The organism is Sporomusa sp. (assembly GCF_035561255.1).
GTDB lineage: Bacteria > Bacillota > Negativicutes > Sporomusales > Sporomusaceae > Sporomusa.
On sequence record NZ_DATMXX010000129.1, the window covers coordinates 1 to 11,769 of the forward strand.

Below are 11,769 nucleotides of genomic sequence, written 5' to 3' on the forward strand. Positions count from 1 at the left end.
TATAACGAGGCCATTGCCGGTTGCAATGAATTAATCAATGGATTTAAGGATAGTGACAATAGTGAAATCAGGCTTCAGGTCGCTAAAGCTTTATTAAACAAACGTTATCTTTTTACTGAGTTAGGGAAAGAGGAAGAGGAATTTGCTGTTTGCAATGAATTGATCAACGGATTTAAAGATAGTGATAATAGTGAAATCAGAAGCATGGTCGCTGACTCTTTATTTAACAATGGCCTTTTTCTGGATAAATTAGGGAAATATGAAGAATCACTTGCTGTTTATGATGAGTTGGTAAATGAATACAAAGATTATAAAAATAAGGAAATCAGGAATCGGGTGGGATTGGCCTTATTCAGAAAAGGTTTCCTCTTGGGTAAACTTGGGAGAGATAAAGAAGCAACAGAGTTTATAGAGAACTGGTAGGAGTAATTTTAGGGTCAGGCTTGAGTTATTCAGAAGTTGATTTATTTTTATTAAGGTACGACTTTCTTTAGTTGGTTTTGCTTGATAAAGAGGTAACGTTCAACCCTCTTATTAATTACAAGGGGGTGAACGGTTTTACACCTATATATCCATACTTATGGCTGATTGGGAGCCATCGGAAACAAATGCTTATACTATCCAGCTTAAAGTTTTCTTGCTTTGATAACGAAGGTTACAGGAAACATCTTAGCTCTTTTTACGAGATCACTGTTTTCATCCCGCAATTGCATTATTTCATTGTTGGTTTCCTCAATCATTTGTTCAATAACAAACCCTGCTTTTGCCAACGCATTCACATAGGTTGATAGTTTGCGGTCCGATAATGTTAGCGTACCTTGACAAAGATCAAGAGATACCGAATACCAGGATTCATCGAAATAACATTTGTTAAAAGCAAGCATATTATTTTCTTCAACAACACATTTGTGTATAGGATGAGACCAACTGAAAATAAATACGCCGTCTTTTTTGAGGTAAGAAGCGATCCGGTAAAAAGTACCAGCAAGGTCGGTTGTCCAGCCTATGGCGTAAATCGAATAAACAAAGTCAAAATAATCCACGGGTATGTCACATTCTTCTTCCATGGGAGAACAGATCAATTTTGCTGAAAGACCGCACGCCGTCAAATGTTGCTTTGCCTTTTCGATTTGTTTTTCTGATATATCCATACCCCATAGTTCAGATGCTTTGCGATCCCCCTGATATTGCAAGGATTGACCGTTTCCACAGCCTATCTCTAACATCTTTTTTCCTGAGACATCGCCAAAAAGTTGGCATTTTTCTTCTGAGACAAATGCTCCATAAAAAGGAAGCACGATTGCTCCTAAAAAGTCATTTCCTTTTTTATCCCAATAGCAGCTGTTTGTTTTATAAACACTATACTTGTTCATCATGATGAACTCCACTAATATAAATTTTGCTCGTTGCTCATTTGTTTACCTATTATAACGTACACACACCATACAAATAAGGTTGTGCAAAAAAAACGGACTGCGTATTCCGGACTATCCGGACGGCGAATCCGGCCAAATCCGGACACCGTTCCGGCAACATGCGGACAGTAAATCTGGAGACATCTGGACACTTGTCGGTTAGTCTGATCATATTCTTATGTATGTTCTATTTCAATAACAGATTATCATTTATTGGGTTTGGATCATTTTTTCCGTCAACAGAAGACAGGGGAACGGCGGTACTAGCTTCTTTTATCCTTTCGATAAATCCTTCCCCAAGACACAACCACCGTCCCTGAGTCTGACAAATTTAAACGAAAAGCCAGCAGAGTGTACCCTGCTGGCTAAAATTTCCTGTATAATGGAAAAGGGACGAGCGGCGAACTCGTCCCTAAACTGAATATAGGAGGGTGAGTGCTATACACTTGAAAACGAAATGGTTTAGGCTAACCGTTTCAAGCGGTGCTCTATAGGTGATAAAATCATCCATGAAGTTACCAAATAGCCTCCTGTATTCCCGAACGTCCCTGTTACGAGCAGGGGCGTACTTAATATCCTATGTATATTATAACCGTTTTATTATTATTTTAACAAGGTGTTTTTGGGACGGTTTTTTTATATATGTGCGAAAACAATAATTTTGCGCATTGTGGTGGAACCCAAATACGACAGGGCTCCATACTTCAGCGAGGGCTTGGCTTCGGTCAAAGAAAATGGGCTTTATCCGCCAGGGGCCGGTACCTCATGCTGCATGAGTGGTAAATAATATGTGGACAAATAGAAATAAGCAAAAAGATGGATAAAAGCAGGATTTATACTGGCTAATAATCCCTGCGAAAGTTCTTTGCCGGAATGTGAGTTGGAGGAACAACCTCATGAATGAGTATATCAAGATAAAGAATGCACGGATCCATAACTTAAAAGGTATTGATGTGGAAATTCCCAAAAATAAGCTAACCGTGATTACCGGCATATCGGGAAGCGGCAAGTCCAGTCTTGCCTTTGATACGCTCTACGAAGAAGGCAAAAGGCGATATTTAATGTTTTCAGGTACGCAGTTTATGATAGACAGTGCACCGATGTTTGACCGTATATCCGGGCTTTCACCAACCGTTGCGGTAGAGCAGCGTATTATCCGTCAATCCAATCCCCGCAGCACAGTTGGAACAAGAACAAAAATAAGCAATATGCTTGCCATGCTATTCGCAACAGCTGGGGAACGCGACAACAAATACGATGATGGACAACCGCTTTCTGTGGAGATGTTTCAGAGAAATTCTCCTAAAGGTATGTGTGTGAAATGTTTGGGCACCGGGATTGTCAAAAGGCTTGATGAAGAAAAACTGTTTGCGGATATGTCACTAAAAATAGAGGATGTTGCACTTGGTCTGGGTAAGCGGGGAAGCACTAAAAAAATGCTTGACAGCTTTTACAAATACCATAACCTTTTACCAACACAAAAATTAGCCACGCTAACGGCTGAACAATTATTCTATTTGCAATACGGCGATAATGGCAAGTCCGCTTTCATGGGGTTTGTACCGTGGATAACACATATTACAAACGGCGCCTTCTCTATATCAGGCCGGCTTGAAGATCTGTTAACCGACGCCGGCTATATGAGTCGATGCTCTTGTCCTAAATGCAGCGGCACAGGGCTTGGTGAACAGGCGTCGCATACGTTGATTATGGGGAAAACTGTTGCTGAGCTTGAAAAACTGTATATCAAAGACCTATGTATATTTTTGAGTAACGCCGCCTTCAGGCAAACACCGTTATTGGCTGAAATACTTGCCAAGCTGAACTGTATGGTTGACGTCGGTTTGCATCATCTTGCACTTTCACGCCCTGTTCCTACACTCTCCGGCGGCGAAATCCAAAGGTTATTCTTAGCTTCCTATATTATCGCCGAAATGGATAGCATTATTTTTATATTTGACGAACCAACAATCGGACTGCACGCCGTGGAAAAAGCGCAGCTAATTCAAATTCTCAAAAATCTTGTTGACCGTGGCAACACAGTAATAACTGTTGAGCATGATGAAACCTTTATGCGCAGCGCCGATTATATTATCGATTTAGGGCCAAACGCTGGAATCTATGGCGGTGAACGGATTTTTCAAGGCTCCTTTGACGAGTTTTTGCGCTGCAGCCATTCCAATACAGCCCCCTATTTGAGCAGCGACAGCCTTTTTACTATTAAAAGAACGTATAAACCTATCAATGCACAGAAAATCCTACGAATAGAAAATGCCTGCTTACATAATCTGCAAAATGTTAGCGCCAGCATTCCATTGGGCTTACTGGTTGGCGTTGCGGGAGTGTCCGGCAGCGGCAAATCGAGCCTTATTGCCGATACCCTTGTTCCCAAGCTAAAGGAAATCTTGAATACAAAATGTGTGATGGATGAGGAGGATGACGAAACTGCCTATGAAGTCGATACTGTTGCAATCAGCGGAACCGAATACATAAAAAAATGCCTCGTTATCGATCAAAAGCCAATCGGTAGAAGCCGCACTTCCTGTCCTGCCACCTATACAGGTATGTTTGACCGCATTCGTACGTTGTTTGCGAAAGCAAGCGGACTGCCGGCAGGGTTGTTTACCGTCAACTCTCAAGGCGGCTGTAAGCTGTGCAAGGGGGACGGCGAGCTGCATTATCATGTGGGCTTTGGAAATTTTATTAATTTAGAGTGTGAAGCCTGTGGCGGTACAGGCTTTGTTCCCGCAGCATTGGAAGTAATTGTTGATGGCAAAACTATCAGAGATGTTTTATCCTTAACAGTTGACGAGGCAGCGGCGTTTTTCAAAGATAAGGATAAACCTATAGAAAACATGCTCACTACACTGTTACGCGTTGGTATGGGCTATATCACTCTTGGCCAGAAAACACCCACAATATCCGGTGGCGAAAGCCAACGGATTAAACTGGCGAAAGAACTGGCAAAAGGGCAAAATGCCAAAGATACCGTGTATATATTGGACGAGCCCACCACCGGTCTTGCTTTTCACGACAGTTTGCGGCTTATGGAGCTGATGCAGGAGCTTGTAGATAAAGGCAATACCGTTATTGTTACCGAGCACGACCCGTATGTGCTGTCAAACTGCGATTATCTAATCGAAATGGGCATTGGCGGCGGTAGTGAGGGCGGCAATATAATTGCGACGGGGAATCCTTCGGAATTGAGAACCAACAACAATTCTATTATCGGGCGGTATTTAAAATGAATGAGGAGCTTGCGAGCTATATAGACGGATATATAAAACAAAAACGATACCGGCTGATTAACAGCATTTTGCTGTATAAGGATTCCGAACTTGTCCTGGCCAGATATTACAACAGATGTAATGAGCACAGCCGCAATAACATTAAATCTATTTGGAAAAGTATTATGTCCATTTGTGCAGGCATCTGTTTGGATAAAGGGTATATTAAGCACCTGGATGAGCCGATTGCAAATTATCTGGATGAGTTTGCTGACAACATTCATCCCTATCATAAATTGATTACCATTCGGCACTTGCTTACCATGTCGTCGGGAATCTATTGGCATAGTGGCATTCATTATCACTGCCCAATGCTTGAACAGCTTTGGCGAGTGGAAAACTGTATAGGGCAGCTTGCGGATACGGCTATGGCTAATGTGCCGGGAACAACATTTGTGTATAAAGAGTGGGATGTTATATTACTGTCGGCGATTATCGGCAAAGCAACAGGAACGAGTGCGTATCTATTTTGTAAAGAAAATCTATATGAGCCGCTTGGAATCACAAGCGGCTCCTGGGCCCAATTTACAAATGGCGTTGATTATAACATAAGTAAAAATCCGAATTATGAAGAACAGTCCAACCTATCAGCCTGTGACCTTGCCAAAATCGGCTTTTTATTTTTGGATAACGGCAAAGATATTATAAGTGAGAGATATATCAGGGAAGCTGTTTCGCCGTCGCTAAATGCGAAAGAGTATGGTTTTCTATGGTGGTTGTTTGATGGCGGTTACGCTTGCCGCGGTTATGGCGGGCAGGAACTGAATATACTGCCGGAGAAAAACATAGTGTATGTGATTCAAGCAACCCCGTCCGCACAAAGCAAATGTTATGCAGATGTTTTTGATAACTGTGTCCTCGGCCCATTTTGTTAACTGCATTGGCCGCTATATTAGGTATGATCCCCCTTGCTTCCAGCGTCTTTTGGGGAGCTTTGGCTATAGCTATTGCGGTACCTCTAAAAATAAGTGCAGCCTGCATAACCGCATTAGAACCAGGCTTACTCTTATTGCCAAAGGTTAAGCATGGTGTACTAGGTGATGTAAAGATAGGTTTATTGGTGTTAAAAGCAGGTATTGAAGGTTCGATTGCTGCTGCCAAAATAAACTTGTCGCTAATCAAGGATGATACACTTGTCAAGGGATTTCAAGTCCGAGTTGCTGCTCTACATGTTAAATTTGATATGTTAAAAACTAGCTTACGGTAAATTTGCTAAACCAAGCGAAGTCTAATACTACCAACTTATATGGTGTAAAATGCGTAAATTTAAAATCTGCAAAAGCAGCCGTGGCGGCTGCTTTTTTCTATACTGTTTAATTATCAAATGTGTGATATACGTCACTGCTTCCTGTAGGTGCAACGATTACAATTAAGTAAAAGATGATATCTTCCAGGGTAAATAATAACCAGATTATTACTGGATTATGCTGAACTCATAAGTGGTTTAAAAAAGGAGGGAATACAGATGATTAGAAAAATTATTAACATCGACCAAGAGAAATGTAATGGCTGCGGACTTTGTATAAATGCTTGTCATGAAGGTGCTCTACAGTTAGTTGACGGAAAAGCAAAATTGATCGGCGATTCCTACTGTGATGGCCTGGGAGCATGCCTGCCAGAATGCCCAACAGGCGCTATAACGATAGAAGAGCGGGAGGCAACCGCTTTTGACGAAGAGCTGGTAAAACGCCATCAGGAAGCAAAACCGGTCCAGACTGAGGCTCCCAAGCTGGCTTGCGGGTGTCCGGGAAGCAGCGCTAAGCTAATTGACCGTCAAAATTCTGCCAGTCACGTACCCGAACAATCAATAGAAATAAAGTCCCAACTGCGCCAGTGGCCCTGCCAGATAAAGCTTGTTCCCGTCAATGCTCAGTATTTCGATAATGCCCAGCTATTGATTGCGGCAGATTGCGCAGCTTATGCTTATGCTAACTTTCATCATGATTTTATGAAGAATAAAATTACCCTGATTGGCTGTCCTAAATTAGATGATGCCGATTATGCTGATAAACTGACAGCAATTCTTAATGCACATGAAATCCGGAGTATCACAGTATTGCGCATGTCAGTACCCTGTTGTGGAGGCATCGTTACTGCTGTTAAACAGGCTCTAAGTAATAGCGGAAAAATCATTCCCTGGCAAGTTGTTACCATCAGTACAGATGGCGATGTTTTGGAAGAGACCTAAATGATCGTGATTTGCGTCACAGTCAATAGACTAAGCTTTCACTATAATTGTTATCAACAGTATTTCTAATGTTAATGTATTTAAGGAGGAGAAAATATGTCAATGTTTTGTTACCAATGTCAAGAGACCGCTAAAGGAACAGGCTGCACCATGCGTGGTGTCTGTGGTAAAACTGCTGATGTTGCTAATCTGCAGGATCTATTAATTTACACAATCAAAGGGATCTCAGTATATACGCTGACGGCACGCCAGGCAGGCATTGCCACCCCCGCTGCTGATAAGTTCATCATGGAAGGCCTCTTTGCCACCATTACCAATGCTAACTTTGATAAAGAGCACTTTATTACGCTCATTAAGCAAGCTTTAAGCGTGCGCGAAGATGTGAAAGCTGCTTTAGTAAAAGCCGGTGTAGCAATAGAAGCTGCAAATAACAGTACGAAATCCATCTGGCGGAAAGTAACTGAATGGTTCTCAGGTGATGGGGCGGCAGAAGCTTCTCATGACAGCACTCTGTGGTTTGCTGATAATGCGGCGACCTTTGAAGAAAAGGCAGCCACAGTCGGAATTCTGGCAACGGAGAACGAAGATGTCCGTTCGCTGCGTGAATTGCTAACTTATGGTGTAAAAGGAATAGCTGCTTATGCTGAGCATGCCTATACATTAGGCTATAAGGAAGATGCCATTTTTGCCTTTATGCAAAAAGCGCTTGTTGCTACTACCAATGATAAATTAACTGCCGACGAGTTGGTTGCTTTGGTGATGGAATGCGGCAAATACGGCGTCGATGTTATGGCTTTGTTGGATAAAGCCAATACCAGCACCTATGGCAACCCGGAGATTACCAAGGTCAATATTGGCGTGAGAAATAACCCGGCCATTCTCATAAGTGGTCATGATTTAAAAGACCTTGAAGAACTGCTGGAACAAACCAGAGGCACCGGCGTTGACGTATATACTCATGGTGAGATGCTGCCTGCTCATTACTATCCGGCTTTTAAGAAATATGACAATTTTGCCGGTAACTATGGCAATGCCTGGTGGTTACAGGACAAAGAATTCGAAACCTTCAATGGTCCGATCCTGATGACTACCAACTGCCTGGTGCCGCCTAAGCCCAGTTATAAAGACCGAGTGTATGTAACCGGCGTGGTAGGCTTCGAAGGACTTAAGCAAATTGGCGAGCGGGTCAATGGGAAGCCTAAAGACTTCTCCACCGTTATTGCTCATGCCAAAAAGTGCCTACCGCCAAAAGAATTAGAGCAAGGCGAGATTGTCGGTGGTTTTGCTCACAATCAAGTATTGGCTCTCGCTGATAAAGTAGTGGACGCAGTCAAGAGTGGTGCCATTAAACGCTTCTTTGTAATGGCTGGTTGCGATGGACGCATGAAGAGCCGGGATTATTATGCCGAATTTGCCAAAGCACTGCCGCAGGACACTGTCATTCTGACAGCCGGGTGCGCCAAGTACCGTTACAACAAGCTGCCTCTTGGTGACATCGGTGGTATTCCCCGGGTACTGGATGCCGGACAATGCAATGACTCGTATTCCCTCGCCATAATTGCCTTGAAACTTAAAGAGGTATTTGGTCTGGATGATGTTAATAAACTGCCGATATCATACAATATTGCCTGGTATGAGCAAAAAGCCGTCATTGTACTCCTCGCTCTGTTATATCTTGGTGTAAAAAATATTCATCTCGGACCAACGCTGCCTGGTTTTCTTTCACCGAATGTAGCCAAGGTTCTTGTTGAGACCTTTGGCATTGGCGGTGTTACCAATCCAGAAGAAGATATCAAAATGTTCATGGCTTAAGTCCTTAGTAATTGTAAGAGTAGGTTAATGTTTAATAAGTAGTCTGTATTCGCCTAGACTTTGGTTTAGGCGAATATTTTTTGATATTATTCTTGCCAAAGCAGCAATCGGGCGAAATGATATGCGTTCCTTGATCTCAAGGATGCGCTCTAATAGAGCTGTGACCCAAAATGCGGTGTGCTCTCATCTAACCCTTAAATTCGGTACGCAGCCAGGATATCACTGAAGGGACCGTTGTCAGTAAATAGTCAATATCCTCTTCGCTGTTATGCTCGTTTAGTGTAATCCGCAGGGTACCATGGGCAAGTGATTCGGATGCGCCTGTTGCCAGCAATATACGCGAGGGCTTGATAGCGCCTGCGCTGCAAGCGCTTGCCGAACTGGCAAAAATGCCCTCCTTGCTTAATGTTGTAACGATGGGCTTTTTATCCATTCCCTCAAAGGCAAAAGAAGCATTTCCCGGCAAACGGTTTTCCGGATCACCTGTCAGGTAGGAGCCGGGAATCTTCAGTATTCCCTGGATAAGCCTGTCTCTCATGGCGATAATTTTTCTGTGATTATCCTCCATATGGGTTACGGCTTCTTCCAAGGCAACTGCCATACCCACTATACCCGGTACATTTTCAGTTCCGGATCTTGAACCTTTTTCCTGTCCTCCCCCATGCATAAAGGGGGTAAGGGTATGGCCGATTTTTACAAACAGGGCTCCAACGCCCTTGGGACCTTGAAATTTGTGTGCGGACATGGACAGCAGGTCGATGCCCAGTTCTCTGACGTTGAGCTTGATGTGTCCAGCCGCCTGTACTGCGTCCGTGTGGAAAAGAATGTTCCTTTTATGTGCTATGGCACACAGTTCCTTTATAGGTAAAATGGTACCAATTTCGTTGTTCGCCATCATGACGCTTATTAGAACAGTATCGTTCCTTATGGCGGCTGATAGCTGCTCCGGCGTTATACGGCCGTATTTGTCGACAGGAAGATAGGTTACCTCATAGCCCTCTTTTTCAAGGGCTTCAGCTGTCTTAATCACCGCATTGTGCTCAATAGTGGTTGTAATGATATGTTTTCCTTTGGCCGAGCGCATTTCTACGGCTCCCCGGATCGCCCAGTTATCCGACTCAGTTCCCCCGGAAGTAAAGAAGATCTCATTATTTTTAGCTCCGATAGCGTTAGCAATAAGCCTTCTGGAATGTTCAAGGGCAGCTTTGGCATCCAGACCGTAACCATGTATAGCAGAAGGATTTGCATAATGCTTGCCAAAATAGGGAAGCATCGCCTCCAGCGCTTTATCGGAAAGAGCCGTTGTTGCTGCATTATCAACGTATACTAGCTTTTTTTCCATGCGTCTCACCCTTATTCAATACAATGTTGAGGATCTACTTTTGTATGTTTTCTCCAGTTGTGCGGGAAATCCTTGACAATGCCGAAAATAGTTTGATATTGAAGCAGCGAACTAAGAAGATGTCGCACCAAGCCGCCATATCCCGGGTGATAGCTGTTAATGGAAGCACCCGGGAGGAAAAAATCGAATTCAACCGGAAAGAATAGGCTGCAGCGACGGGATTTCAAGGGGACGGAGTTATCGACATAAAAGATGTCAGTAACCCCGCCCCCTTGAAACGTTTATTTTGCTTTGTTTAAACAGTGCTTGTTTACGTTTTAGACCATTATTTAGATGGCAGATGTTTTTGACATTCATAAATGTGATTAGTAAAGAAAGGGGTTCGGCAATCAATAGCACGATCAATGTAGTAGTTAATGGTTCACCGAGAGATGCAAGAATACTTCCAATCAAAGTAATAATAAAGGTAAGTATATATGACCAGTAGAGCTTTTGGGAACCATACTGATGCATTAATATTGCTGATATTTTCGTTGTAGTACCGATTATAATACCTATCAGTGAACTGGTTGCCAAATAGCGTAGTGGATTTTCGACAGTGTATACAAACATTAGGGCGATGCCTACTAGTAATCCAATGAATGCTGCACACAACATATTCAGTAGAGATGCTATGATAGTTTGGCGCATAATAATTCCTCCTAGGGTAGTTAAATTTCCAGAAATTCTTTAAATTCTCGAACGTAATTTCTGGATACTTCAACTTCATTTTTGTTTTTTAGTTTGAGTAGTAGTCTAGAGCCAAACCACGGAATGATCTCTGTAATATTCATGATGTTTACTAGTAGTGACTTGCTGATACGAATAAAGCCTTGCTCACATAATGTGGATTCTAATTCGTACAGTTTATTTTTTACCCGAAAATTGTCCTTGTTGGTTATGCAATGGACATAATTCCCTTCGGCCTCAAAATACATGATGTCTTCATATGATATGATTTCAAAGGTCTCACTGTCTTGTCGCCGACCAATAATGATGTTTTTGATGTTTTCTGGCTTTTTATTGAGCAATCCCAAGAAGTCGGACAGGTCATCTAATGATTGATAATCAAAGATAACAGCAAGTCCTTGCTCTGGCAAATCAAACCCTTTTTCTACAAACGATAGCCTGGCATTTGGGGTAATGGATAGGCCACGTGATTCTATGGTCTCAGTTAAGAGTTTCCTCAACTGGTTGGAACAAATTAGATTGATCTGCACAGTTAATGCTCCTTATTATTCAGGTACTAAGGAGTTCGGCGAAGATGGCCTAATTCCCTGTATATGCCTCATTTAATCTCGCAAATACTGAGTTTATATCCATTAAATTAGCGTTTTTCTAACTCCAAGGTTGGAATTGGCGCTATTTTTAAAATGATAAAGATAACCTACTAACCTTCCTTGTAAAAAACCAGTAAGTAATCCAGATACCGCAATCATACTAAGTTTGTATTCTGTTAGTTCGGCATGATGTGGATTTATTGCCAGGTCATAGCTAAAATAATACTTTGACGAAAAAATAAGTAGCATGACAATTAGGGTACTCCAACTACCTGGCAGTTGGATGAGAAACTGTTTTTTATCTACCTTTACGTCCAGGCGAATGAGCTGATAAAAGCTGACAGCGCTTCCTAATAATATTGTTGTTGCCCAGCTACCTATTATAATATAATCACCTGCTGTTAGC

Annotated in this window: 13 protein-coding genes; 8 read left to right on the top strand and 5 right to left on the bottom strand. The window is 42.4% G+C overall.

The window, feature by feature from the left end; genetic code table 11:
• On the top strand, positions 1-423 hold a 423-nt coding region (locus VN379_RS07390; RefSeq protein WP_325532372.1), incomplete at its 5' end, for a hypothetical protein.
• A gap of 203 nt (positions 424-626) precedes the next feature.
• Here the strand turns inward: VN379_RS07390 and VN379_RS07395 are convergent.
• Complete coding sequence (locus VN379_RS07395) at positions 627-1,376, bottom strand: class I SAM-dependent methyltransferase (RefSeq protein WP_325532374.1); 750 nt, start codon at positions 1,374-1,376, stop codon at positions 627-629.
• A 712-nt stretch (positions 1,377-2,088) separates the two neighbouring features.
• Here VN379_RS07395 and VN379_RS25125 point away from each other — a divergent pair.
• The 6 genes from VN379_RS25125 to hcp all read left to right on the top strand — a co-directional run bounded on the left by VN379_RS25125 (position 2,089) and on the right by hcp (position 8,702).
• Positions 2,089-2,202, top strand: coding sequence for a WG repeat-containing protein (locus tag VN379_RS25125; RefSeq protein WP_414714969.1), 114 nt, complete (start codon positions 2,089-2,091; stop codon positions 2,200-2,202).
• 109 nt (positions 2,203-2,311) lie between these two features.
• The gene (locus VN379_RS07400) at positions 2,312-4,663 is read left to right on the top strand and encodes a hypothetical protein (protein ID WP_325532376.1); all 2,352 of its coding nucleotides are present in this window, start codon (positions 2,312-2,314) and stop codon (positions 4,661-4,663) included.
• Positions 4,660-5,577, top strand: a complete 918-nt coding sequence (locus VN379_RS07405; RefSeq protein ID WP_325532378.1) for a serine hydrolase — start codon at positions 4,660-4,662, stop codon at positions 5,575-5,577. Before VN379_RS07400 ends, VN379_RS07405 begins: the two co-directional genes overlap by 4 nt.
• Positions 5,578-5,636: 59 nt before the next feature.
• Positions 5,637-5,909 carry a cyclodeaminase/cyclohydrolase family protein gene (locus VN379_RS07410; RefSeq protein ID WP_325532380.1) on the top strand — a complete coding sequence of 91 codons (273 nt, stop codon included), beginning with the start codon at positions 5,637-5,639 and terminating at the stop codon, positions 5,907-5,909.
• Between the two features lie 258 nt (positions 5,910-6,167).
• Entirely contained in the window at positions 6,168-6,890 is a 723-nt protein-coding gene (locus VN379_RS07415; protein WP_325532382.1) for an ATP-binding protein, read from the top strand.
• 96 nt (positions 6,891-6,986) lie between these two features.
• Positions 6,987-8,702 (top strand): hydroxylamine reductase, encoded by a 1,716-nt coding sequence (hcp, locus tag VN379_RS07420; RefSeq protein ID WP_325532384.1) that lies wholly within the window; start codon positions 6,987-6,989, stop codon positions 8,700-8,702.
• Positions 8,703-8,889: 187 nt separating this feature from the next.
• Here the strand turns inward: hcp and VN379_RS07425 are convergent, their stop codons facing one another.
• Positions 8,890-10,044, bottom strand: coding sequence for a cysteine desulfurase family protein (locus VN379_RS07425; RefSeq protein WP_325532386.1), 1,155 nt, complete (start codon positions 10,042-10,044; stop codon positions 8,890-8,892).
• A 44-nt stretch (positions 10,045-10,088) separates the two neighbouring features.
• Here VN379_RS07425 and VN379_RS07430 point away from each other — a divergent pair, with 44 nt between their 5' ends.
• Positions 10,089-10,250: a hypothetical protein gene (locus VN379_RS07430; RefSeq protein ID WP_325532388.1), complete on the top strand. Its 162-nt coding sequence runs from the start codon at positions 10,089-10,091 to the stop codon at positions 10,248-10,250.
• Positions 10,251-10,299: 49 nt separating this feature from the next.
• Here the strand turns inward: VN379_RS07430 and VN379_RS07435 are convergent, their stop codons facing one another.
• The 3 genes from VN379_RS07435 to VN379_RS07445 all read right to left on the bottom strand — a co-directional run.
• Positions 10,300-10,734: a hypothetical protein gene (locus tag VN379_RS07435; RefSeq protein WP_325532390.1), complete on the bottom strand. Its 435-nt coding sequence runs from the start codon at positions 10,732-10,734 to the stop codon at positions 10,300-10,302.
• A 20-nt stretch (positions 10,735-10,754) separates the two neighbouring features.
• Complete coding sequence (locus VN379_RS07440) at positions 10,755-11,303, bottom strand: LytTR family DNA-binding domain-containing protein (RefSeq protein WP_325532392.1); 549 nt, start codon at positions 11,301-11,303, stop codon at positions 10,755-10,757.
• 102 nt (positions 11,304-11,405) lie between these two features.
• Positions 11,406-11,769 (bottom strand): hypothetical protein (locus VN379_RS07445; RefSeq protein ID WP_325532394.1); only part of this gene is annotated, 364 nt, incomplete at its 5' end.

Excerpts from the sequence above, each read along its gene's own strand:
- VN379_RS07425 (WP_325532386.1), bottom strand. The coding sequence starts at position 10,044 with ATGGAAAAAAAGCTAGTATACGTTGATAATGCAGCAACAACGGCTCTT.
- VN379_RS07400 (WP_325532376.1), top strand. The coding sequence starts at position 2,312 with ATGAATGAGTATATCAAGATAAAGAATGCACGGATCCATAACTTAAAA.
- hcp (WP_325532384.1), top strand. The coding sequence starts at position 6,987 with ATGTCAATGTTTTGTTACCAATGTCAAGAGACCGCTAAAGGAACAGGC.
- VN379_RS07395 (WP_325532374.1), bottom strand. The coding sequence starts at position 1,376 with ATGATGAACAAGTATAGTGTTTATAAAACAAACAGCTGCTATTGGGAT.
- VN379_RS07405 (WP_325532378.1), top strand. The coding sequence starts at position 4,660 with ATGAATGAGGAGCTTGCGAGCTATATAGACGGATATATAAAACAAAAA.
- VN379_RS07435 (WP_325532390.1), bottom strand. The coding sequence starts at position 10,734 with ATGCGCCAAACTATCATAGCATCTCTACTGAATATGTTGTGTGCAGCA.
- VN379_RS07415 (WP_325532382.1), top strand. The coding sequence starts at position 6,168 with ATGATTAGAAAAATTATTAACATCGACCAAGAGAAATGTAATGGCTGC.
- VN379_RS07430 (WP_325532388.1), top strand. The coding sequence starts at position 10,089 with ATGTTTTCTCCAGTTGTGCGGGAAATCCTTGACAATGCCGAAAATAGT.